The 23551-nt window shown below is 70.0% G+C and carries 19 protein-coding genes, 1 tRNA gene and 1 pseudogene; 6 read left to right on the top strand and 15 right to left on the bottom strand.

The genetic code is table 11. The annotated features are described in order from the left end of the window. Window positions 1-107: 107 nt before the first annotated feature. From tnpC to G4D86_RS21580, 6 genes and pseudogenes are all read right to left on the bottom strand, one after another. Window positions 108-1519 (bottom strand): annotated as a pseudogene (tnpC, locus tag G4D86_RS21605) (IS66 family transposase). 136 nt (window positions 1520-1655) lie between these two features. Then, window positions 1656-2015, bottom strand: coding sequence for an IS66 family insertion sequence element accessory protein TnpB (gene tnpB / locus G4D86_RS21600; RefSeq protein WP_163995862.1), 360 nt, complete (start codon window positions 2013-2015; stop codon window positions 1656-1658). After that, window positions 2012-2347 carry an IS66 family insertion sequence element accessory protein TnpA gene (tnpA, locus tag G4D86_RS21595; RefSeq protein WP_163995861.1) on the bottom strand — a complete coding sequence of 112 codons (336 nt, stop codon included), beginning with the start codon at window positions 2345-2347 and terminating at the stop codon, window positions 2012-2014. Before tnpA ends, tnpB begins: the two co-directional genes overlap by 4 nt. An 891-nt stretch (window positions 2348-3238) precedes the next feature. Next, a complete protein-coding gene (locus G4D86_RS21590; protein WP_163995860.1) occupies window positions 3239-3526 on the bottom strand; it encodes a type II toxin-antitoxin system HicA family toxin in 288 nt (95 codons plus the stop codon). After that, entirely contained in the window at window positions 3519-4595 is a 1077-nt protein-coding gene (locus tag G4D86_RS21585) for a hypothetical protein (protein ID WP_163995859.1), read from the bottom strand. Before G4D86_RS21585 ends, G4D86_RS21590 begins: the two co-directional genes overlap by 8 nt. A gap of 128 nt (window positions 4596-4723) precedes the next feature. Next, window positions 4724-4796 (bottom strand) — tRNA-Asn (locus tag G4D86_RS21580). 139 nt (window positions 4797-4935) lie between these two features. Between G4D86_RS21580 and G4D86_RS21575 the strand changes: the two genes are divergently transcribed. From G4D86_RS21575 to G4D86_RS21550, 6 genes are all read left to right on the top strand, one after another. Further along, complete coding sequence (locus G4D86_RS21575; RefSeq protein ID WP_205519681.1) at window positions 4936-6135, top strand: RsmB/NOP family class I SAM-dependent RNA methyltransferase; 1200 nt, start codon at window positions 4936-4938, stop codon at window positions 6133-6135. A 108-nt stretch (window positions 6136-6243) separates the two neighbouring features. Continuing rightward, entirely contained in the window at window positions 6244-7155 is a 912-nt protein-coding gene (locus G4D86_RS21570) for a S66 peptidase family protein (protein ID WP_163995857.1), read from the top strand. Beyond that, window positions 7152-8333 (top strand): serine hydrolase domain-containing protein, encoded by a 1182-nt coding sequence (locus G4D86_RS21565; RefSeq protein ID WP_163995856.1) that lies wholly within the window; start codon window positions 7152-7154, stop codon window positions 8331-8333. The genes G4D86_RS21570 and G4D86_RS21565 overlap by 4 nt, the downstream gene beginning before the upstream one ends. After that, entirely contained in the window at window positions 8326-9792 is a 1467-nt protein-coding gene (gene mpl / locus G4D86_RS21560; RefSeq protein WP_163995855.1) for a UDP-N-acetylmuramate:L-alanyl-gamma-D-glutamyl-meso-diaminopimelate ligase, read from the top strand. Before G4D86_RS21565 ends, mpl begins: the two co-directional genes overlap by 8 nt. Window positions 9793-9794: 2 nt before the next feature. Next, entirely contained in the window at window positions 9795-10361 is a 567-nt protein-coding gene (locus tag G4D86_RS21555; protein WP_163995854.1) for a TlpA disulfide reductase family protein, read from the top strand. Window positions 10362-10378: 17 nt separating this feature from the next. Then, the gene (locus tag G4D86_RS21550) at window positions 10379-11197 is read left to right on the top strand and encodes an inositol monophosphatase family protein (protein ID WP_163995853.1); all 819 of its coding nucleotides are present in this window, start codon (window positions 10379-10381) and stop codon (window positions 11195-11197) included. Here G4D86_RS21550 and G4D86_RS21545 read toward each other — a convergent pair. The 9 genes from G4D86_RS21545 to G4D86_RS21505 all read right to left on the bottom strand — a co-directional run bounded on the left by G4D86_RS21545 (window position 11194) and on the right by G4D86_RS21505 (window position 23544). Next, window positions 11194-11808 (bottom strand): polysaccharide biosynthesis/export family protein, encoded by a 615-nt coding sequence (locus tag G4D86_RS21545; RefSeq protein ID WP_163995852.1) that lies wholly within the window; start codon window positions 11806-11808, stop codon window positions 11194-11196. The genes G4D86_RS21550 and G4D86_RS21545 overlap by 4 nt on opposite strands. A gap of 53 nt (window positions 11809-11861) precedes the next feature. Beyond that, window positions 11862-13130, bottom strand: a complete 1269-nt coding sequence (locus G4D86_RS21540) for a hypothetical protein (RefSeq protein WP_163995851.1) — start codon at window positions 13128-13130, stop codon at window positions 11862-11864. A 153-nt stretch (window positions 13131-13283) separates the two neighbouring features. Then, on the bottom strand, window positions 13284-13862 hold the full coding sequence (locus G4D86_RS21535) for a hypothetical protein (RefSeq protein WP_205519670.1): 579 nt from the start codon (window positions 13860-13862) through the stop codon (window positions 13284-13286). A gap of 88 nt (window positions 13863-13950) precedes the next feature. Beyond that, entirely contained in the window at window positions 13951-14397 is a 447-nt protein-coding gene (locus G4D86_RS21530) for a Crp/Fnr family transcriptional regulator (RefSeq protein WP_163995849.1), read from the bottom strand. Between the two features lie 42 nt (window positions 14398-14439). Continuing rightward, window positions 14440-15786, bottom strand: a complete 1347-nt coding sequence (locus tag G4D86_RS21525; protein ID WP_163995848.1) for an AgmX/PglI C-terminal domain-containing protein — start codon at window positions 15784-15786, stop codon at window positions 14440-14442. Between the two features lie 4 nt (window positions 15787-15790). Then, complete coding sequence (locus G4D86_RS21520) at window positions 15791-16099, bottom strand: hypothetical protein (protein WP_163995847.1); 309 nt, start codon at window positions 16097-16099, stop codon at window positions 15791-15793. A gap of 7 nt (window positions 16100-16106) precedes the next feature. Next, the gene (locus tag G4D86_RS21515; protein WP_163995846.1) at window positions 16107-17699 is read right to left on the bottom strand and encodes a tetratricopeptide repeat protein; all 1593 of its coding nucleotides are present in this window, start codon (window positions 17697-17699) and stop codon (window positions 16107-16109) included. After that, window positions 17696-21115, bottom strand: a complete 3420-nt coding sequence (locus tag G4D86_RS21510; RefSeq protein ID WP_163995845.1) for a tetratricopeptide repeat protein — start codon at window positions 21113-21115, stop codon at window positions 17696-17698. Before G4D86_RS21510 ends, G4D86_RS21515 begins: the two co-directional genes overlap by 4 nt. After that, entirely contained in the window at window positions 21115-23544 is a 2430-nt protein-coding gene (locus G4D86_RS21505; protein ID WP_163995844.1) for a tetratricopeptide repeat protein, read from the bottom strand. The genes G4D86_RS21510 and G4D86_RS21505 overlap by 1 nt, the downstream gene beginning before the upstream one ends. Between the last annotated feature and the right edge of the window lie 7 nt (window positions 23545-23551).

Raw genomic sequence — 23551 nt, 5'->3', positions numbered from 1 at the left:
CGGTGAACGCCGTGCCGGACTGCTTGAGGACGGACGGGAGCTGTGCTCGGCTGTGGTCGCGAGCCCATGCGTGAGCGGGTTGATGGCAGGGACCTGAGCGATGGCGCTCAGGAGGAGTCGGCGACGCGCAGGCGCTTCCACTGGTGCGGCAGCAGCTCGACGATGCGCGACTGGGGATGCGTCTGCACGCGCAGCAGCACGTCGGCCAGGTACGCCTCGGGGTTGACGTCGTTGGCCTCGCAGGTGGCCACCAGCGCGTAGAGGCCGGCCAGGTTCTCTCCCGCGGCCTCGTGGCCGACGAAGAGAAAATTCTTCCTTCCCAGCGCTGCCTTTCTGAGCGCCGCCTCTGAGCGGTTGTTGTCCAAGGGCAGGCGCTCATCGGAGACGAAGCGGCTCAGGGCGTCCCATTGCTTCAGCGCGTAGGAAATGGCCTGCCCCAGCGGCCCCTTCGGCGGATGCTGCGGAGCCTGCTGCTCGAGCCAGGCGCGCAGCTGCCCGAGAACAGGCTCGCTGTGCCGCTGGCGCAGCTCGCGGTGGGCGGACGTGCGCACCACATCCGCCTCGCGCGCCTGGGTGTCAAGGACCGGGGTCATGGACCGCGTGAGGGTCGGCCAAGCGGATCGCCCTGTTGAGCTCTTCAGGGAGCGGTGGCGAGCGCGTCGAAGAAGCGGCGGCGTACATGCGCCCAACACCCGACGCGAGTGCGCCCGTCGGGCAGCGTCACCGGGTTGTAGCCAGTGTAGCCATCCACCACGAGCGCGCCCGTCGTGCCGCCCAGCACGTCCAGGGGTGTCTTGCCCCCGCGCCCCATGCTGAAGCGGTAGCCGATGAGCCACTCGCCCTTCTCGTTCTGGGTGAGGAATGTCCAAAGGTAGCCCAGCCGCGTCTTCTTCACGTCCAGCACTCGCAGCGGCGTCTCGTCGGCCCACACCACCTCGGCGGACGCAATGCATTGCAGCAGGTGCCGCGACAGCGGCAGCAGGACCGAGGCGGACAGGTGGAAGAGGTCCGTCAGCGTGCTGCGACTCATCGGCACGCCGCCCCTCTCAATGCGCTGGGCCAGCCGGTGCAGCGGCATGGCGTCGGCGCACTTGGACGTCACCACGTGCGCCAGGATGCCCGGGCCGTACTCGCCCTTATCCACCACCTTGGCGGGCGCGGGCGCCGTCACCACGCCCTGGCCGCACTTGCATGAGAGGACTTCCTGCACGTGCACCTGCCGCTCGAAGCGGGCCGGCAGGTACTCGTACATCTCCGTGGTGCGTCCCTGGCCCAAGGCTTTCAACTCCTCGCTGCCGCAGGCCGGGCAGCGACGCGCTTCGGCGGGGACGTCATGGCGAATCTCGCGCGTCAGCGCCCCCTCGGCCTTGCGGACCGCACGCTCGCGCCGCTTCTTCCTGGCCGCCTCGTCGCGCGCCGCCTTCGACTCCTCGCCCGCCGCTTCCCCGCGCAGCTCGCACGCCACGGACGGCATCCGCTCCGTCTTCCTGCCGAAGACGTGGCGCTCCAGCGCCGCCATCTTCCCCTCCAGCGAGGTCAGCCGCCCTCTCAACTCCTCGGCTTCTTCGCGCCAGGGGCAGTGGTGGTCGAGTGGGAGGACGCGTGGCACCCGGACTCAACAACGCGTCGGGTAGGCCCTTCACGAGGCGACGTGCTCAGGTACCTGTCCGCCCCGGGGGCGTCCAGGCGGGCTGGCGCTTCACCTCGGCCACGTCGATGCCGTCCAGCAGCATCGCCAGCTGCGTGGCGTCGAGCGCGACGGACTGCGCGTCGGCGTCCACCGGCGGCAGTCGGAAGCGGCCCGTCTCCAGGCGCTTGTAGAAGAGGCACAGCCCCGTGCCGTCGTAGAAGAGCACCTTGAGCGCGCTTCTCCGCTTGCCGAAGAAGACGAAGAGCGCCCCGCTGCGCGTCGGGCGGCCCAGCCGCTCCTCCACCAGTCCCGCCAACCGCTCGAAGCCCCAGCGCAAGTCGATGGGCTGAAGCCCGACGAAGATTTCGACGCCGTGCGGAATCATCGCGCCACGCTCCGGCCCGCCACCCCGAGCGCCTCCAGCACCACCCCCACCGTCGCCACGTCCGCGCCAGGCGGAACCAGGACACGTGCGCCCTGCACTTCGATGATGACCTGGGCGGTCCGCGGCGCCGCCTCGACGGAGGCCGTGGCCGTGACCAGCCGCACCATGGGCAGCACGGAGCCCGCCTCACCGCGCGCTGTCTCCGCCAGACGACTGGACCATCGGTACAGCGGGCCCGTCGTGAACTCCTGGCCCTTGCAGTACTCCGCCGCGCTCAGCCCGCTGGCGCGCCAGTCCGCGACTCGCTTCCTCCACAGCTCCTCGTTTGCCATGCGCCCCACCTTGCGCGCGCCGGCTCAGCTCCACCAGACGGGGCTCGTGCATCGGATACGGAAGAAACGCGGCCAGTAAGTGGGCTGAGCGCCTACCCGGCCGGTCATTCCGTGCATCCTCGCGCCCCCCACGAGCACCGCCCCCGCGGTGCGCCCAGGGACGCGCGCGGATGAGCTACCGGAGAGTCGACATGGACAGGTTGAGAGAGTTGGTGCGGCTGCACCGCATGGGGACGTGTGCGCGCGAAGTGGCACGACTGTTGGGAATGGGCCCGAATACGGAGAGGACATACCGCGGCGCTCTCTGCGGCCGGTGTGCTGGAGGGACCAGCCGATGCGGTGCCCGAGTTGGAGGTGCTCAAGGCGCTGGTGCAGGCGCACCTGCCGTCGAGGCTGCCACCGCCAGCAGACCTCGTCGCTGGTGCCCTGGCAGCAGCGCGTGGAGGGGTTGCTCGGGCAGGGACTGGGGCCCCGCGCCATCCACGACAGGCTGCGGTTGGAGGTGGAGGGCTTCGCGGCGAGCTACTTCTCCACCGTGGAGCAACTCCGGAGGGCCCAACTGGAGTGGGCCCACCCACCGGTACAACGAACACTGGCTGCTGGAGCGCCACAACTTCCTCTCGCCGAGGGACCCGACGGTCGGCTCTTTAATATGGCCGCTCGGTAGTGGAGGAACGTGTGTGGGGCGAAGGCTGGGGCTACCGGGAGTTTGGAATCAGTGAAAGGCGCACGTCAGCGAGTGCGTTATGACTTGGACGGGCCTGTAGAAGGAGTCTCTAAGAATGAAGGAGCCTCAGTTCTGCCCGATGTCGTAGTGAGTTGTCACCCGGAGACAACGCCGGATTCAGGAGAACTCATACGCGCTGAGGCCCCCATCACCAGTGCGAGTATTTATGGGGAGCTTTTGGGAGGAAGCACTTTGCGCTCGTAACTCTCTTGGTCGAGCGGACAGTCAATGAGGCTCATGAAGTCGCGCTTGTTCAGGCGGCACTGCTTTGCCATCCGAGCCAACAGAAAGTCGTCGAGGTCTGAGCCCGAATGACTGGTCTTTGTGAAGATGGCGGTCTTCTTGTTACTCCCAAGCTCGTGATAGGCGTAGTAGTGGTGGTCGCCATCCGTTTGAACAAAGCCTTTACGCTGGAGAGCAGTCTCGACATCCTTACGTTTGCGACTAGCCATTCTTCCTGCTCACGCGTCGGCTGAGATCCTGGCGAAGCTGCAAGGCATCATCCGCAAGTGTAGAGGGATCGGTTTCGACATACTCGCGCCAGAGAAAGGCTAACTGTTCGGCAAGCTCGTCGGCCAGTTTCTCCCGTGTACGTCCATGCACCATGACGTGCAGCTCAGGATGTTCCGCCACAAAATATTGCTGGCTCTCCTCATCGAGAGAAGGGGTAAGAACTAGAGGAGGAGATAAACTGTACTCTTGGCCATCATGCTCGATGGAAACGAAAGTCATTGGGCTGAGGTCAACCGGCTCGATGTTACTTACCTCCATGAGCTTTTTGGGGTGGCCTTCCTCGTCAACAACGAAGTAACCCGTTACCTGAAAGAGGCCTCGTCTGGCTTCAAGGAGGCGCTCCTCGACTTGCGGCAAGTAGACGCAGTCAACCTCCTTTTGGGTGGGGGGATAGAGGATGACGACCTTTCGCTCCGAGAAGTCAATCCTGACCATTTGGCCAATCACCGAGGTCGTTTCGCGACGCTCCTCGGGGGTGCTCAGCCACTGCTCATCCGTCCATTGCTCAAGAGCGGGCATGGCCTTGGGGCCGAGGATGATTTCTTGGTCCCGGTTTTTAGCGGTCAGGGCCAATCCCCAGGCATCACCTCGCTTTGGCAGCAGCTTCTTTGTCTCTTGAAGGAGTCGCTGTCGGTAGGCCGAGTCTGGGACGAGGTTTTTGACCTGCTCGAAGCTGCCGCGGGCGACTGCGTCCCAAAGCGTGTAGATATCGTTCAGAAGGCCGTGTGCATGAACAGGTTCCGGGAAGCTGGGAATGCCCTCTCCGATGTCCATGGGAACGGCGTAGCTGCCAGGCTGGGGGAGAGCGCAGCGCAAGGTGTAGCGCTTGCGGAAGTCCGCGCTGGGCTTGAATCGTTGGTGGACTTCCAGCCCCTCGCGAGAGGCAGCGAGGAGCCAAGCGGTTTGCTGCATGCCTTCGAGCGTACGGACCAGAACCTCTGCCGGGACAGTGTGGTCCTCGGTCACAGGGCCGGTAATGCGCAGTTGGCCTTCGTGATCGGTCCCCATAAAGTTGCCTCAGACTTCTCGATTCGCCCTGGAACAATACGTCAACAGGGGAGAGGATGCCTGAACTGGCCTGAGGTATTCGAGGCAAAAAAGGCCCCGCCATTTCTGGCAGGGCCTCTTCACTTCAGCTCCCCGACGAGGACTCGAACCTCGGACCTAGTGATTAACAGTCACCCGCTCTACCGGCTGAGCTATCGGGGAATATGTACGTCGCGGCAAAACGGCGTTGCCGAGATGACGCGCTTTGTAGAGAACGGAGCCCGCCGTGTCAACAGTCCCGTTTGATCCGCTCTCGCGGCTTCACTCCCAGCCCTGGTCCGCGCTCGCGGGCCTGGTCTCCATTGCCTCGGAGGCCATTGCCCAGGTGCTCGCCGGCTCCCCGGCCGAGCGCGTCCTCGACCGCACCCTCCGAGACCACCGCCACCTCTCCCGGGAGCAGCGCCAGGCCCTCAAGGAGGCCGTCTACAACGTCGGCCTCTGGCGCCGCCGCCTCGGCTTCCTCCTGGGCCGCGAGGACGCCACACCCCCCTTCCTCCTCTACGCCCTGCTGCACGGCCTGGCCGGAGTCCCCGTCGCCGAGGCCGCCGCCCTCGCCGGCCTCGGGGAGGGCCCGCCCCCGGTCCTGAACGCCGGGGACGCCCCCACGCTCGCCCTCCGGGCCTCCCTGCCGGACTGGCTCGCCGACCACTTCGCCCGCGAGCTGGGCCCCGAAGCCGACGCCTTCTGCGCTCATCTCAACGTGCCCGGCCCCATCACCCTGCGCGCCAACCCGCTGCGCACCTCTCGCGACGCCCTCGCGGAGCGCCTCCTCACCGAGGGCGTCACCACCCGGCCCGGCCCGTGGAGTCCCCTCGCGCTCCACGTCGAGGGCCCGCGCCCCAACCTCTACGGTCTGCCCTCTCTGCGCGAGGGCCTCTTCGAGGTCCAGGACGAGGGCAGCCAGCTCCTCGGGCTCCTGGTGGAGGCCCACCCCGGGGAGACGGTGCTGGACCTGTGTGCCGGCGCCGGTGGCAAGACGCTGCTGCTGGGCGCGGAGATGAAGGACGCCGGCCGGCTGATGGCGTACGACCCGGACCCCGAGCGCCTCGACCGGCTCCTCCAGCGCAGCGCCCGCGCCGGCCTCTCGCACGTGCAGGTGCTCCGCACGCCGCCGGAGCCAGGGCTTGGCGCCGACCGCGTCCTCGTGGACGCGCCGTGCTCGGAGCTGGGCTCCTTGCGCCGCGGCCCCGACCTGCGCTTCCGCGCCAGCCCGGACGTGCTCGCCCACTTCCCTCCGCTGCAGCAGGACATCCTCCAGCACGCGGGCGACCTCGTGCGTCCCGGGGGCCGGCTCGTCTACGCGACGTGCACGGTGAACCGCGCGGAGAACGAGGACCTCGTCACGGCGTTCCTCGCCTCGCGGCCCGAGTTCCACCTCGTGCGTCCGGGCGCGGGCTGGCTCGCGCCCGCGTGTGTCCGGGACGGGTTCCTCTTCGTCGCGCCGCACCGCCATGGCACGGACGCCTTCTTCGCCGCCGTCATGGAGCGCTCGGCCGGGTAGGGGAGGAGGCGCCGAGCGGCCGCAGTGTCCTCGTTCCGACGGACGGGGGTACTCAACGCTTCGAGTCGCGCTGGCTCGAAACGGCGTGCCCCCCACGGCCCCGGTGCTATGAAGCGCGACGTGCGTTGGCTCAAGCCCCTCTCGCTTCGTCCCCGCGACACCGTCCACGTCGTCGCCCCCGCTTCCGCCTTCGACCGCCCCGGCTTCGAGGTGGGCCTGGCCGTCCTCGCGGAGCGCTACACCCCCGTCCACCGTCCCGACATCTTCTCCTCGCACCGCTACCTCGCGGGAGATGACGTCCGGCGCACGGAGGAACTCTCCCGCGCCCTGCTGGACCGCGACGCCCGCGCCATCTTCTGCGCCCGCGGCGGCTACGGCAGCGCCCGCCTCCTGCCGGACCTCCCGCTCGCGGACGCCACGCATACCGCCTTCTGCGGCTTCTCGGACGTCACCTCCGTCCACGGCGCCATGCAGGTGCTCGGCCGCGTCTCCATCCACGCGCCCGTGCTCACGCAGCTCGGCCGGCAGCCGGTGGAGGTTCGCGACTACCTCTTCCGCCTCCTCGAGTCCCCCGAGGCCCCGCCGCCGCTGACGGGCACGGCCACCTACGTGCCCGGCATGGCGGAGGGCCACCTCGTCGGCGGCAACCTCTCCGTCCTCACCCGGCTCATCGGCACGCCGTACATGCCGCCGCTCGACGGCGCGGTGCTCCTGCTGGAGGACGTCACCGAGCGCCCGTACCGCATCGACCGCATGTGGACGCACCTGCGCCTCTCGGGCGTCTTCTCGCGCGTGCGCGGCATCGTCCTGGGCGACTTCACCTCGTGCGAGGAGCGGAAGGCGGACTACTCCAGCGCGGACGTGCTCCGGGAGCTGGCGAAGGAGGCGGGCCTGCCCTGCGCCGCCGGCTTCCCCATCGGCCACGGTGACATCAACTACCCCGTCGCCCTGGGCACCCAGGTGCGGTTGGACGCCGACGCCGCGCGCCTCACCTTCCTCGAAGGAGCCGTGCGCGCATGAGCGGCAGTCCCCACCCCATCGCGATTCTGCAGACCGTCCTCGACGACGCGTGCAAAATCGGTGTCTTCCCCGCGGCCCAGGCCATCGTCCTGCACCGGGGCGTCCAGGTCTTCGGCCACGTGACGGGCAAGGTCTCCGGCGACACGCGCTTCGACCTCGCCTCCGTCACCAAGGTGCTCGGCACCACGGCCCTCTTCCTGCGCCTGTGGACGGAGGGCAAGGTGGGCCCGGACACGCACGTGTCCCGCTTCTTCCCCGGCTCGCCCGTGGGCGACGCGGGTGCCACCGTGGCGGACCTGCTCTACCACCGCTCCGGCCTGCCGCCCTTCGTGCCCTTCTTCGCCCAGGCGCTCACCGCTCACCCGGAGCTGCTCGACGCGGACTGTCCCTCCGCCGTGCGCGCCCGCGTCCGCGAGGACGTCATCCAGGCCGCCGCCGCCACGCCGCTCGCCGCCGCGCCGCGCACCCGCACCGCGTACAGCGACGTGGGCTTCATCCTCCTCGGCGAAATCCTCTCCCGCGCCGCCAACGCCCCGCTGGACACGCTCTTCACGCGCTACATCGCCGAGCCGCTCGGCCTGTCCGCGCGCTTCCACCGCCTCACGGACTTCCCCGCCGACTCCACCCCCGCGCCCACCGGCGCCACGCGTCCTCGCGAGCCCGCGCCCGGCCAGGAGGGACTCTGGAAGGACGTGCCCACGCAGCCCACGCGGCCCGGTGAGGTCGACGACGACAACGCCTGGGTGATGGACGGCGTGGCCGGACACGCGGGCCTCTTCGGCACCGCGGTGGACGTGGCCCGCTTCGGGCAGGCCGTGCTGGACGGGTGCTCCGGCGGCGCGGCGGTTGCGCCCGGCCCGCTGTGGCACCGCCTGCTGGCCACCGACTCGCTCGTGGAGGGCAGCACGCGCTCCATGGGCTTCGACTCGCCGTCCGCGACGCTGTCGAGCGCGGGCCACTACATCGGCGACACGCCGCCGGGCGCGGTGGGGCACCTGGGCTTCACCGGCACCAGTCTCTGGGTGGACCTGCGCCGCTCGCTGGTGGTGGCGCTCGTCACCAACCGCGTGGCCAACGGCCGCAACGAATTGCGCATCCGCGACTTTCGACCCGTCTTCCACGACCTCGTCGTGGAGGCGCTCGACCTCACCGACTTGAAGCAGGGAACGCATGGCTGACGACAACGGAAACGTCCTCGAGACTCTCGAACCCGGCAGTGTGCGCCGCATCCACCTGGTGGGCGTGGCCGGCACCGGCATGGGCTCCTTCGCGGGCATGCTCAAGGCCGCTGGCTACGAAGTCACCGGCAGCGACGAGAATGTCTACCCGCCCATGAGCGACATGCTCAGGACATGGGGCATCCCCGCCTCCTCGCCCTACCGTCCGGAGAACCTGGACGCGGCGAAGCCGGACCTCGTCATCATCGGCAACGTCATCCGCCGCGTGAATCCGGAGGCCACCGCCGTGCGCGAGCGCGGCCTCAAGCAGATGAGCTTCCCCGCCGCGCTGGGCTCGCTCTTCCTGGACCGCTCGCACTCGGTGGTCGTGGCCGGCACGCACGGCAAGACGACCACGTCCTCGCTCATGGCGCACGTGCTGGTGGAGGCCGGCAAGGACCCGTCCTTCCTCGTGGGCGGCGTCACCCAGAACTACGCGGGCAACTACCGCGTGGGGAAGGGGCCGCACTTCGTCGTCGAGGGCGACGAGTACGACACCGCGTACTGGGACAAGGGCTCCAAGTTCCTCCACTACCGCCCGCGCACCGCCATCCTCACCAGCGTGGAATTCGACCACGCGGACATCTTCCGCGATTTGCCCCACTACGAGGCCACCTTCGAGAAGTTCGTCCGGCTCATCCCGAAGGACGGGCAGCTCGTCGTCTGCGCCGCGTACCCCAACGCCGTGAAGCTCTCGCGCGAGGGCTGCCTGGGGCGCGTGGTGACGTACGTGGCGAAGGAGGGCGCGGACGCGGACTACACGCCGCGCGGTGTGTCCTTCAGCGCCGCGGGCGCGCGCTTCGACGTGGTGGAGCGCGGCCAGGTGCTGGGCACGGTGGACCTGCCCATGGGCGGCCTGCACAACGTGGAGAACGCGCTGAGCGTCATCGCCGCGGCGCGCGGCCTGGGCCTGTCCTTCGAGGAGATTCGCAAGGGCCTGGCGACGTTCAGCGGCGTGAAGCGCCGGCAGGAGGTGCGAGGTGAGCCCGGCGGCATCATGGTGGTGGACGACTTCGCGCACCACCCCACCGCGGTGCGGGAGACCATCGCCGCCGTCCACAACCGCTACCCCGAGCGGCGGCTGTGGGCCATCTTCGAGCCGCGCTCCAACACCAGCCGCCGCAACATCCACCAGGAGGACTACGCGCACGCCTTCACCGGCGCCGCCCGCGCCAGCCTCAAGGTGCCCGAGCGCCACGACAAGGTGCCCGTCGGTGAGGAGCTGGACGTGCGAAAGCTCGTCGCGGACCTCCAGGCCCAGGGCATCGCCGCGGAGGGCTCCACGGACGTGCAGGCGATGGTGGAGCTGGTGGCCCGCGAGTCCCGTCCCGGCGACGTGCTGCTCGTCATGAGCAACGGCGCCTTCGGTGGCTTCATCGACAAGCTGCTCGCGGCCCTCAAGGCGCGGCTGGGAGCCTGAAGATGCGCACGCGTCCTTCCCTCGCCGCCCTGATTGCGGCCCTCGCGCTCGCCGGGTGCGCGAAGTCGCAACTGCCGCCACTCACCGACCCCGCCCCCAGCGGCGGCGGCGCGGCGACGGCACCGGAGGCCCGCGCGGGCACTCCGCTGGAGTTCAAGGTGAGGCGCTACCCCGGCGGCGAGCCGTATGACCTCGCCAGCGACAGGGGCAGCGTGGTGCTGCTGGACGTGTGGGCCACCTGGTGCGAGCCGTGCCGGGACGCGCTGCCCTTCTATGAGAACCTCGCGCGCGAGTACGCCGGCCGGGGCCTCAAAATCTATGCGCTGAGCGTGGACGAGGACGCGCGCGCCATTGCCCCCTTCCTGCAGGAGACGAAGGTGGGGTTGCCCATCCTCCTGGACGAGAATGCCCAGGTGGCCGAGCGCACGCTGAAGGTGAAGGGCATGCCCACCACCTTCTACATCGACCGCCGCGGCGTGGTGCGCCACCTCGAGGAGGGCTTCGCCGAGGAGTTCCTCACGCGCTACCAGTCGCACATCGAGGCGCTGCTCGCCGAGCCCGCGCCGTAGGGAAGGGAAGCGACGTCATGTCCCAGGACACGCCCGCCACCTTGCGCCGCACCGCGGAGGAGGGCGCCCGCCTCGCCGGCCGCATCCTCAAGGACCGGTTCCTGGGCGAGCGCACGATTGAGTACAAGGGCGGCATCGACCTGGTGACGGACGCGGACAAGGCGTCGGAGGAAGCGCTGCTCGCCTTCATCCGCGAGCGCCACCCGACGCACGCCATCCTCGCCGAGGAGAGCGGCGCCAGCGCCGGCGCCAACCACTTGCGCTGGCTGGTGGACCCGCTGGACGGCACCACCAACTACGCGCACCGCGTGCCGCACTTCTGCGTCAGCGTCGCCGTGGAGGGCCCCGGCGGCGTGCTGGCCGGCGCCGTCTATGACCCGATGCTGGACGAGCTCTTCTCCGCCGCGCGGGGCGAGGGCGGCACGCTGAATGGCCGCCCGCTGCGCGCCAGCGGCGTCGCCACGCTGCACGGGGCGCTCTTGTGCACGGGCTTCCCCTACGACGTGCGCGAGCGCCCGGAGGGGCCGGTGGGCCTCTTCAACCGCTTCATCCTCCGCGCCCAGGGCATGCGCCGCACCGGCAGCGCCGCCATGGACCTGGCCTACGTGGCCGCGGGCCGCTTCGACGGCTTCTTCGAGTTCGGCCTCAAGCCGTGGGACATCGCCGCGGGCTCGCTGCTGGTGGAAGAGGCCGGCGGTGTCATCCGCCACGTCACCGGCGCGCCCTTCAGCGTGCTGCGCGGGGACGTGATTGCCTCCGCGCCCGCGCTCGCGCCGGAACTGCTGGCCGAGGCGAAGCGCTTCGTGGACGACATGGACTGGAAGCCGAAGGGCTAGAAGAAGCTCTCCGGCACGAAGACGATGTCGCCGGGCTGGAGCATGAAGTTCTTCTCCCGCCCCACGCCGATGTCCTCGACGGGCACGCGAATCTTGCGCTCCTGCCCATTCACCACGCGCGTCACCAGCGTGTTGTTCTTCGCCGCCAGCTTGGTGAAGCCGCCCGCCAGCGTAATCGCCTGGACGATGGACATCTCCCCGTCCACCGGGAAGGTGCCGGGCTTCTGCACCTCGCCGAAGACGAAGACCTTCTGCGAGTTGTACTCGCGGATGAGCACCGACACCTGCGGCCGGCGCACGTAGCGCGCCAGGCACGTCTGCAGCGCGTCCGCCGCGCCGCTGGGCGTCTTCCCCTCCAGCGGCACCTTGCCGCACAGCGGGTAGTCGATGGTGCCCTCGGGGGACACGCGCCAGGTACCCGAGTGCTCGGGCTCCTGGAAGACGCGCACCTCCACCACGTCACCGGGGCCCAGCGTGCCGCCACCCGCGCGTGCTTCCCCTGCCTCGGCCGCCGGCGTGGGAGTCGGCGGGGGCGGGCGGGAAGCCGTGCCGAAGCACGCGGGCAACGCCGCGAGGAGCACCACGGCCAGGGAGGAGCGAGTGAGGGTCATTCCAGGTGGGGCGCCCCGGCATGTCGCCAGGGCAGGGCAGGAGCGGTGCGGCTTCAGTACGTCACGGAGAGGCGAGCATACCCCTCGTGGCGCGTGTAGTTGAGGCCGCCGCCCGTCACCGAGGACGTCCGCGAGCCCAGCATGTAGCCGGCCGCGAAGGAGAGCCACGGGCGGAACTGGTACTCGGGGCCCACGTCCAGGCTGACGAGGGTGTCACCGCGGTCGCCGGTGAAGCTGATGAAGTCCACCGCGCCGCCCGCGTGCAGCGTCAGCTTGCCGCCAAAAATCGCCCGTGCCTCGCCATAGCCGCGGTTGTCGGTGAAGAGGCCGTAGGCCGCCACCGGCTCCAGCGTGCGCAGGTAGCCCGCCTTGAAGCTCAGGGTGGGGCTGAAGAGGTACGTGCCCTCGAGCTGCGCGAGGAAGGTGCCCCCGCCCGCGGCGGCGAGGTTCTGCCCCCAGCCCGCCTTGGCCGTCACCGCCACCTTGGGCGACACCAGGCCCGCGACACCGAGGAGGGCGCGCGCCAGCGTGGCGCCCTGGGTGCCGTCGTTGAAGTAGCTGCGCAGGTCCACGCCCGTGTCCATGACGACGGCCGTCTTCGGCAGGAAGCGCCAGCGGCCCTCCAGGCCGAAGTGCAGGTTGCCGTAGTCGAACCGGTCCGCCGTGAGCGGGTCGCACACGCCTTCCGTGCAGTCCACCGGGCTGGTGGCGCCGAGCGGCTCGAAGAACTCCACCGCGTAGGCCGCGTTGGGCGTGAGCTCCACCGCGCCGCCGCCCGGCCTCCACGGCACCTTCACCCGCGCCTCGTTGAAGAGGCTGAGCACGCCCGCGCCAATGGCCGCGGTGCGCGTGCGGTCTGAGCGCACGAACTGGTCCGACACCTCCAGCGACAGCGGGGCGTCCGGGTTGAGGCGCGCCAGCAGGTCCGCCGCGCCTTCCAGGTGCGACGCGGTGCCCGAGTCGGCCGTCATCAGGCCCGTGTACAGCACGTAGTCCAGGTTGGCGTTCAGGTTCAGCGCCAGCTGGGAGGATGGCACCTCCAGCCGGAACCCGGGCCGGAAGTGCATGGCGAACTCGCCCGACAGATTCGGGGAGATGCCCGACGTCGTCGGCTCCTCACCGGCGGGGGTGGCGAAGTAGCCCACGCCGCTGTCCAGCCGCGTCTCCAGGTCGAAGTACGGGTGAAGCCGCCCGCTGCCCACCTTGAAGCCATTGCCGCCGAGGGGTGGCGTTGCCACCGATTCCTGGGCCGTGGAGGTGCCGCTCAGCGCCAGCAGCGCCAGCACACCCCAACCCCCCCAAGATTTCCCAGGCAGCTTCATGGTTCAGAAGGACTTCCCTGATGGAAGGGTTACCCTCTCCCACCTTTCACGCGTACGGCCCGAGGCGTCATAACACGCGCATTCGCCGGGGCCGAAATCATTGTTGGACACAGGATGGAGACTCGCTCGGTGAGCCAGAGGGCACGCGGAGCGTCAGCGGATGGGGCTGGCCGGAGGCGGGCGGACGACGACGTCATCCGGCACCGGCGGCCGGGTGGGGTCCCCGCCAGGCAGGTTCTCCGGTTCCTCCACCTCCACGAAGAGGTTCTCATCCGTGCGGAAGGCCAGCTGGCCGATGCACTCCTCGGCCTCGGCGCGCAGCTGCGTCACCTTCTGCCGGGCGATCATGACCTTGGTGTATTCGTGGTCGCTGGTGGAGGTCTCCTTGCGCGACAGGGCCTCCTGGAGCGACACGTCGGCCTGCTCGGAGATGCGCAGCAGGCCCTTTATCTGGGTGAGCTTCTCGTTGGCGCAGTTGAGCTTCACCACGTCCTTGGTGCGCCGCGCCTCTTCCACCTTGCCCAGCACCTGGCGGAGCACCTCGCGCATGGCGCCCAGGGACTGGGTGCTGCGCGTGAGCTTCTCTCCGTCCGGCACGTCGCTGGCCTTCTCGAAGCTCACGGACGCGGCGGCGGGTGCCGGCGGCGCGCCAGCGGGCTGGGACGGTGCCTGGCCCTGCGCCAGCGCCACCCCGGCGGCGAGTACCACGACAAGCGTTCCCACGGTGCGCATGCGCCTCACGGCTCTCCCCGGCCCTTCCATGAAGGTCAAAGCGTAGAGTCAGGGGGGTAGGGTGTCAAACCGACCACGGTCCAGGTTTTCAGGCCTTCCCAGCGAGGCGGGCATTGGCCTCGCGCAAGCGGGCAGACAGGCTCCGGGCGATGTTGACGACGACGAAGGTGAAGCCGTCGCCGTGCGACTGCCGGAAGGCGCGCAAGTCCTGCGCGGTGAGCTGGAGCAGGTCCGCGTCCGTCTTCGCGCGCACGGTGGCGGAGCGGTAGTCCTTGTCGATGAGGCCCATCTCCCCGAAGAACTCGGGGGAGGACAGGACGATGAGCGGGTGCACGTCGCCGGAGGGCTGACGGCGCACCACCTCCACCTGCCCGTCGACGATGACGAAGAGGCTGTCGCCCAGGTCTCCTTCCTCGAAGACGACCTCTCCGGCCGCGAAGCGGCGCATCCGCGCGAGCTCGGCCAGGCGGGCGAGCTCCGCGGGGGAGAGCATCTCGAAGAGGGGTGACGACGAAATGACGGACAGCTTCTCCATGGTCCCCCCGGGGCCCTGGTGGGATGGCGTAGGCGTTGGAGCCTACCCCGCCGGAGAGAAGACGAAGGGATAGGAAACAGCGGTGTCGGAGTCGGGCTTGAAGGGGAACGCCCAGTTGCGGATGGTGGTGCGGATGCAGCTGCCCACCGCCTCGCTGCCGAGGGTGTTCTCCTCGATTTCGACTTCGCCGGCGCGGCCCGAGGGCTTGATGACGAAGCGCACCACCACCTTGCCCTTGAGGTTGGGGTTTCGCTTCAGCTCCTTCTCGTAGCAGCTCTGGATGGACTTGAGGCGCGAGCGGACGTAGCGGGCCAGCGCCGCGCGGTCCACGTCCGAGCTCTCCACGTCCGGGGTCGCGTCCTGCACCCTGCCCTGCACCTGGGCCTCCTTCTTGGTGCCCAGGTCCACCTTGCCGCCGCCCTGCGTGCCCACTTCGCCGATGCCCGTCACCCGGCCAGCGCCGCCGCCGCGCGGGCCGGTGCCGCCGCCCACGGAGGCCTCGGTGGCCACGCCCACGCCGCCCGCGCCGGCCAGCGCCGCGGCGATGTCGCCACCGCCGCTGGCTCCGCCCAGCACGTCCGCGAAGGCGCCCTGGCCCCCGCCGCCGTTGGAGCCGAGAATCTTGAGCAGGCCCTTGCCGGAGACCTTCTTCACCACCTCGGCGCGGCGCTCGGCGGCGTCACCGCCCGCGGGCTTGGTATCGGCCTTGTCCGCCGCGTCCTTCGGCTCGTCGCCCTTCTTGTCGTCCTTGGGGGCCTCGGAGGGGCCGGCCTCGGCGACGCGGGGCGCCTCCTGCGGGCGCTGGGGGATGATGGCGCGCACGAAGCGGTCATCCAGCTGGTCCAGGGCCAGCTCGGGCTCCTTGGGCGCTTCCGCGGAGATGATGAGCGCGGCGCCGGAGAAGTGGATGAAGAGCGAGGCCGCGAGGATGCCGAAGAAGACGCGGTCCATCGTCTTCCACATGCTGACGCGGATGTCCGCGGGCAGCACCGGCTTCGCGTCTTCCAGAGGCGGCGCGACGAACTGGAAGAAGAGGGTGACGTCGCCCAGCTCCACCTTGCCGCGGGCGCTCTCCTGCAGCGGCAGGACGTAGAGGTCGCCGCGGCGGGTGGCCAGCCCCTGCGAGCGCAGGGCGTCGAAGTCCACGTCCGAGGAGCCGAGGTTGACGCGGCCCTTCATGGTTTCGTCGATGACGAGCTGGAACTGCTGGCCCTGGAGCTCCAGCAGGGAGAAGCGGGCCGGCCGGTCATCCGCCGAGGGCAGGACGATGGTGTTCCGGGCGTCACTGCCGATGGTGACGTTGTCGCGGCGGACGTGGTGCTCCTCGACGATGCGGCCGTTCTGGATGACGCCGACGCGGAGCAGCTTGTTCTGCGGAGTGGCTGCCATGGGCTTAGAAGGGGTCCTGCTCCACGCTCTTGACGACCTTGGGCACGAAGGTCTCCGTGCGACTCAGCTCGTCGAAGCTCAGGTTGGAGCGTGGAAGGATGTAGAAGGCCTGGGGCTTCTGGATGCGCCCCTCGACGGTGATGGCGTCCAGGCGGATGACCTTGCGCGGCTTCTTGGCCGTCCCCGAGGTCGCCGTGGACGTGCTGCCGGACGTGCTCGCGCTGGACGTGCTGGCGCTGCCCGCGGACGCGGAGTCCTGCGCGAGCACGGGCGCGGCGGCGAGCAGCATGAGGAGGGCGAGGGCGGTGCGCATGGTGGGCCTACTGGGCGTCGTTGGCGAGCTTACCCGAGCCGGCCGGCGCGGGGGCAGGGGTAGGGGTGGTGGGCGACTGTGCACTCCCCGGCTGGGACACCGCACCCGGAGCAGAGGTTCCCTCGGAGGTCCGGGCGGTGGCGGCGCCCTTCTTCTTCCGGACGGTTTTCGCCTTCTTGCTGGTGGCCGGGGCCTTCTCGGCCTCGGGGGCAGGGGGCTGGGCCTCGGCCGTCGGAGCCGGCGTGCTGGCCTGCTTCTGGGCGGCGGCCTTCGCTTCGGCGGCCTGCTTGTCGGCGGCGGCCTTGTCGGCCTCGGCCTTCTGCTGCTCCTCGGTCTTGCGGAGCTGGTCCTTGCGCTCGCGCTCGCGGCGGCGCTCCTCGCGTTCGATTCCCTTGCGCGCGTCCTTCACGTACTGGTCGATGCGCTCGTCCCGCCCGCCCTTGCCCTGGTACTGCTCGAAGTAGCTGATGACCGTCTTGAACCGCTCGAGCGTGTCCACCCCGGGCGGCTCCACGTCCAGGTAGAGGATGGCGAGGTTGAAGTACGGGTCCGCCGAGGCCGGCACCAGCTTCAGCACCTGCTCGTACTCGGCGCGGGCGCGGGCGAAGTCGCCCTGGCCCCGGTACGCGTTGCCCAGGTTGAGGCGCGCGGAGGCGAAGTCCGGCGCGGCGCGCACCGCGGCCTCCAGCTCCGTGACGGCGGCGGGGTAGTCCTGCGCCTCGTTGAGCAGCGCGCCGAAGTTGTTGCGCGCCTCCGCGAAGTCGGGCCTGAGCCGCGCGGCTTCCTTGAACTCCTCCAGCGCCTGCGGGCGCGCCTTGAGGTCCAGGTACACCAGGCCCAGCGCGTTGTGCGTGGCCGCGTCCTCCGCGTCGATGGCGCGCGCGTTCTCCAGCACCATGCGCGCCAGCTCGTGCTTGCCCTCGCGGTAGTAGACCTGCGCCAGCACCTGCATGGCGCGCACGTGGCGCTCGTCGCCCTTGAGCGCGAGCTTGGCCTCGGACGCGGCGGACTCGTGCTTCTTCTGCTGGAGCAGCGTGACGGCCAGCGCGGTGCGCAGCGGCACCGAGTCCTTGCGCGTCTCGAGCAGCCCGCGCAGCTCTGCTTCGAGCTTCACCGAGCGGCCCGTGCGGCCGTACAGGCGCGCGAGGCAGTCCCACGCGGCCTCCTGCTCGGGGGCCACGGCCAGGGCCTGGCGGTAGGAGCGCTCCGCGTCGTCCGGCTTGCCCAGCCGCTCCTGCACGATGCCCAGGTTCGTCCACGCGTAGGCGAGCTTGGGCTGCTCCTGCGTCAGCGTCCGCAGCGCGGCTTCGGCCGCGGTCAGCTCTCCCCTGCGGGCGATGTCCACCGCGCGCGCGAAGTCTCGCGCCGGGCCCCGGGGCTCCTCGGGGCGCACGAGGGCGGCGTCCGCGGGCTTCGCGGCCTGGGCCTGTGCATCCGTGCCGGCGGTCCCCGCGTCGGCGGCGGTGCCGTCCGTCACGGGCGCGGGCGTTGCTGAATCCGCGCGCGGCTGCGGGCCGGAGGCGCAGGCCGACAGCAGCAGGCCGGATGCGACGGCGGCGAAGAGTGCGCGGGCGCCGGGGAAACGCGAGGTGGGGCTCACTGTGCACCTCCGCCACTGAGCTTCGGCTCTTCCCGCGGGGTGGCAGGGCGAGGGCCGTCCACGGTGCCCACAAGGCCATCCGGGTAGGCGCCGTCCGCGGAGAGGGCCTGCTTGGGCTCCTTCAGCACCGGGTACTCCTTGGGGCGGAAGCGGTTGAGGGCCTCGAGCGTGCGCCGCGTCCACTCGTTGGAGATGCGATTCTTCCGCGCCTCCGCGAGCGTGGCCGCGTAGCTCTCCACCGCCGCGTCCTCCAGGGCCGTCGTCTGCTGCGCGAGCTGGTCCTGGTACACCACCACCGCCTCTTCACCCAGGCGCTTCACCTCCGCCGGGACGGGCGTCTCGATGATGGTGTTGGCGAAGCGCTCCAGCGCATGGCCGCGCCGGTACAGCGCCGCCAGCGTCCACTCCAGCCGCTTGTACGGGTAGACGCGCGCGTAGGCCTCGTTCACCGACTTCACCGCGTTGCGCTTCGCCGTGAAGCTGCGCTCCAGCGCCTTGCCCTTGCCGCCAATCTTCAGGCGGTCGAACTTCTTCAGCTCGGCCTCCGCCGCCTGGAAGCGGCCATAGGCGGCCGCGTCCGCCGCGAGCGGGTGCGTGTCCGGCTGGAGCTTGCGCCGGTCGAACTCGCCGGCCGCCTGCGTCCACGCGCGCTGCGCCTCGCGCTCGTTGCCCAGCTTCTGGTGCGCGTCACCCATGCGCCGGTAGGCGTCCACCACCAGCTCCACCTGGCCGGGCTTGCGCGAGAACTTGGTGACGAACTCCTGGAGCGCGCGAATCTGCCCGCGCTCGTCGCCCTGCTTCTCGTAGATGAGGGCGGCGCGGTACTGGTTCTTCGGCGCGTCCTCCGCGTTGGGGAACAGGTCCGCGTAGCGCAGGAAGACCGCCGCCGCCTCGGGGTAGCGCTGCTGGCCCTCCAGCAGGCGGCCGGTGTTGAAGAGCGCGGCCTCGCGGTCCTTCGACTTCGGGTAGTCCTTCACCAGCTTCTGGTAGCTGCCCACCGCCTTGTCGAAGTCGTACGAGTTCTCCGCGTTCACCGCCACGCGGAACAGCGCCGCGTCCGCCAGGGACGACTTGGGGTACTCGCGGTAGATGCGCTCGTAGAGCTTCAGCGCGGAGTCGAAGCGGCGCGTTTTTTCGTAGGCGACCGCGGCGTTGTTGAGGGCCTTGTCCGCGAACTCGTGGCGCGGCTCCTCGTCCACCAACTGGATGTACTTCTTCGCGGCCTCGTCGTGCTTGCCCTCGGCCATGAGCTGGTCGGCCAGCTTGAAGCGGCCGGCGAGCTTGAACTTGACCAGGTCCTTGTGGAGGTCGCTGGACGGGTCGATGACCTGCGAGTTGGCGGCCAGCCGCGCGCTGACCTCCTCCACGCTCTTCCAGTCCTTGTCGATGAGGAACGTCTCGACGATGAGGTTGGTGGAGAACTTCGCCACCTCGTGCTTCGGGTACGTCTGGACGATGGACTCGAAGCGGCGGCGCGCCTCGGGGAAGTCGTTGTGCGAGTAGTACAGCTCCGCGGCCTTGTACGCGATGCCCGGCGCCTTCTCCCCCTTGGGGAGCATGGCCAGGTACTTGTCCGACGCGGTGATGAGCTTCTGCTCGGTGGCGGTGAAGGCGACGGGCTGCACCACCTCGCCCTCGGGGCGCTCGGTGGAGCGCAGCGGCTTCAAGTCCGGCGCCTGCCCGGACTGCACGTCGACGACGAGCTGCTGCTGCCACGCGAGCACCGCGTTGAGCGCGGCGTCGTCGCGGTGCTTCTCCGCCACGTTGGTGTCGCGCACCAATTCGTAGCCCTTCGCGGCGGCGGCGAACTGGAAGGAATTGTAGAGGCACTCCGCGTGGTAGAAGCGCATCTCGCCCGCGCTCTTGCTGCGGGGGAAGCGCTCCAGGTAGGCGCCGTACGCGCGCGCGGCCACCTGGAAGCCCGCGTTGGCCTGCTCGAACTTGCCCTCCTGCTTGAACACCAGCGCCTGCTGGTGGTGGTAGGTGGCGGTGCCGTAGAGGCTGCGCTCGACGAGCGCGTTCGCCTCGGAGAGCACCTCCGGGTCGCGCTTGTTCTTCTCGTACCAGGCGGTGCCCGGCTGGTAGAGGTTGGCCAGTGTCTCGGACTCGGTGAAGGACTCGGCCATCAGCCGGTCGCCCGTGTACGCCTGGACGATGCGCTGCTGCAGCCGCGGCGCGTCCGGGGCGAGCGGGTCCTTCGCCAGCACCAGCCGGTACGCTTCGATGGCGGCCGGGTACTTCGTCTGGTCGAAGTAGACGTTGCCCAGGCGCCGGTACACCTCCGCCTCGTACGGGCGGGCGCCGCGCTGCGCGAAGAGGGCCTGCGCGCGGGGGACGCCGCCCCACGTCTCGTCCGCGAGGGAGATGGCCACGTACTGGAGGGCCTCCTCGCGCAAGTCGCCGCCGGCCTTCTCGTCACCCCGGGCCACGCGCTGGGCCTCGTAGAAGTCCGCGAGCGTGAGGAACGAGCCCACCGCTTCGTCGAAGCGGTCCATGCGGTAGTACGTCCAGCCCAGCTTGTAGACGGCCTTGTCGTAGAGCGGGTGCGCGGTGTCGCGGCTGGCGGACTCGAAGGCGAAGGCGGCCTTGTCCAGCGCCTTCGGGTCCTCGTAGTCCTCGAACCAGTGCTCGCCGATGCGCACCCACGCCTCGGTGGAGAAGCGGCTCTTCGGGTAGCGCGAGATGAGCTGCTCGTAGGCGAGGAGGCTCTCGTCGAACTGCTTCTGCTCTTCCAGGCAGTAGCCCAGCAGGTACGTGGCGCCGTCGTTGAGGCGGTAGGCCGGGAAGTCCTTCAGCAGCCGGCGATAGAGCGCGATGGAGTCCGAGTAGTCCACCGTCGGCTCGGTGGGCACTTCCGCATCGGGGTTGCTTTCCGCCACCTCGAGCCTGTCGCGGTACTCCTTGCTCAACACCAGGTACGCGTCCGCGGAGCGCTCGTAGTACAGCTCCGCGAGGCGGAACATCACGTCCGGCGTGTAGCGCGGCTCGTTGGGGTAGCTGAGGAGGAACTTCTCGAAGCGGGCGATGGCGGCCAGGCGCTCCTTGCGCTCCTGGGACTCCAAATCACGGATGGCCTTCTCGTACGAGCCCGACAGCGAGCCGCGCTTCTGCTCGTACTTGCGCTCCACCAGCTGCTGCACCTCGCGGTGGAACTCGCGCGACTCCTCCTCGTACGTCTTCAGCGCGCGGCTCACGTCCTGGAGCAGCGCTTCCTGCTCGGGCGTGCGGCCCAGTCCCTTCAGGTACTCGGGGCGCGACGGGGCCGGCGCGGGCGCGGCCGGCGTGGCGTCCGCGGCGGGCGCTTCCTTGGGCGCGGAGGCAGGAGCCGCCGCCGGAGCGTCGGCCTTCCCGGCCTCCTGGGCGCCGGACGGAAGGGAGGTGAGGGCGAGCAGGGCCGCGAGGAGGCCGTGGCGCATCACTTGCCGTCCTCCACCAGGACGTCGCGGAACTCGGCGTCCAGCTCGCGCAGGGCCTTGTCCTTCTGTGCGGACAGCTTCTGGATTTCCGTCGTCTTGTCCTGCTTCTCGGTGAAGGCCACGTCCACCACGCCGACGTCCGCCTTCAGCACCAGGTCGTAGAACTGCTGCCGCACGCGGCGGAAGCTCTCGTAGGCGATGCGGCCCACCAGGTTGCGCGCGTCGCCCGTCACCGAGGCCACCTCCGCCTCGTAGCGGTTGAGCAGCTCCTGTTCGGCCACCACCTTCTCGTGGATGACGCGGCCGCGCGTCTCCAGCCGGGTGCGCAGCACGCCCCGCGCCGCCGCCACGCGGGCGCGCATCGCGTCCGTGCGGCCCCGCACCTCGTGGGCCTTGAGCAGCATGCTCGCGGCGTCCGGGGACAGGCGGGCTTCAGCGGCGGCCAGCAATTCGTGCTCGCGATGCAGCGCCTCGGCGTACCCGGCGCGGATGGTCTGCTCGCCGGCCAGCTGCGTGGCCGCGGCGTTGCGCTCGTCCATCAGCCGCGCGCGCGTGGCGGCCAGCTCCGCCTGCAGGTCCGCCAGGGTCTGCGTCTCCGCCTGGAGCTGCACGAGGAACTCGCGCTCTTCATTGGGGTCCGACTTGCGCTCCAGGCGCGTGTCGTCCACCCACTTGCGGATGGAGGTGGCGACGGCCTCCATGCTGCGCAGCTCGTAGCCCAGGCGGAAGGCGTCGCGGTCCACCGCGTCCACGCGGGCCTGCATGCGCTGGCGCCGCTCCTCCAGCTCCTGAATCGTGGTGGGCAGCTTGCCGAAGCGCACGCCCAGGGCCTCACGCTCGCGCCTCAGGCCCGTCAGTTGCTCGCGCTCCGCGGGAGTGAGCACGTCCTCCAGCGCGGCGCCCTCCAGGCGCACCAGCGCGGCCTCCGCGTGGGTGAGGGCGGTGTCCACCGCGTCCGCGCGTGTGTAGCCCTCCTGCAGCTCCGGGAAGGTCTCCAGCCCGCGCGTGTCCAGCGCCTGGAGGATGCGCTTCGCGAGGTCCTGCGCCTCGCCCGCGCCCTTACGGCCGCTGTCGATGTCACCCACCATCCGGATGGCCTCGGCCACCTCGCGCTCCGTGGTGGCGTAGCGCAGCGCGAGCGGGGGCAGGAGCGTGCTGATGTCCGGCGAGGCGTCCGTGCGCGCGAGGAGCCGGTCGAAGTACACCACCGGGTCCCGGTCCACGCGCAGCAGGTTGTCCATCGTGTCCCGCACCGGGCGGAAGGTGTCGATGACGTGCGTGTACGTGTCGATGGACTGGTCGTAGCTGTGCAGCTTCTGCAGCAGGTTGCCGTGGAGCAGGCGCGCCTCGGGCGCCAGCTGCGAGTCGGGCGCCACCAGCAGCAAGATGTCGATGGCGTTCTTCGCCAGCTGGTGGTTGCCCATCTTCACGTGGACCCAGGCCACCTCGTAGAGCGAGTCCGGGAAGGACTCACTGTCGCGCGGCACCCGGCTGTACGTGTCCAGCGCCTCGTCGAAGCGGCCCGTCTCGTACAAGAGCCGCCCCAGCGACATCAGCGCCAGCTCGCGCACGCGCTGTGTGTCGGCCTCGGGCGACGTGCCGGTGGTGGGGCGCCGCACGCCGGGGGCCACTGCGTGGACCTGCGGGGCCTGCGCGGTAGGGGAGAGCGCCAGCTGCTGGAACTGCTGGATGGCGCCGGGCAGGTCGCCGGCCTGCACGGACAGCACGCCCAGGTGGTACGCGGCCTGGAGGCGGAAGGCGCCGTCCGGGGACTGCGCCAGTGGGGTGAAGGCGGCGCGCGCGCGGGCGAGGCGCTCCTCGGGCGGCAGGTCCACGCGGCGGAAGAGCCACTTCGCGTAGACGTACGCCATCTCCGCGGGCAGCTGCCCGCCGGACAGGGCGCGTGCCTTCTCCACGTAGCCGTCCACGCCCTCGTAGTGGTTGAGGCGCCCGGCCACGACGAGGAAGCGCGACAGGGCGTCGCGGTAGCGGGTGGAGGAGATGGGCAGCGCGAGCAGCTCGCGGAGGTACAGCCTCGCGCCGATGTAGTTGTTCTGCTGGAGGAGCGAGTCCGCCAGGTAGAAGAGCGCGTCCGTGTAGCGCGCGTGGCTCTTGAAGCGCGGCTCGCTCACCAGGTCGTAGAAGAGGACGGACGCCGCCGGCCAGTCTCCCAGCAGGTACTGAATCTCTCCGTCGGAGAAGCGGCGCTCGCGCGAGTCGTCCTCGCTGGGCTCGGCGCGCTGCGAGTACTGCAGCTCCACGAAGCGCAGGTTCTCCTCGGCGCCCCGCAGCCCCTGCTCCACGGCGACGAGCTGCTGCGTCAGGTCGCGCGAGGACAGGCGCGACGCCGGACGGGGCTCGGCGGCGGGGGCGGGCGCGGTGCCCAGCAGGGCGGCCGCGAGGGCGAGGGCGCGGAGCGACGCGTTCACCAGTGGG

The sequence above is a fragment of the Pyxidicoccus caerfyrddinensis genome, assembly GCF_010894405.1.
Lineage (GTDB): Bacteria > Myxococcota > Myxococcia > Myxococcales > Myxococcaceae > Myxococcus > Myxococcus caerfyrddinensis.
The sequence above is the reverse complement of the archived record's forward strand: the minus strand, read 5'-3'. Positions and strand labels throughout refer to the sequence as shown.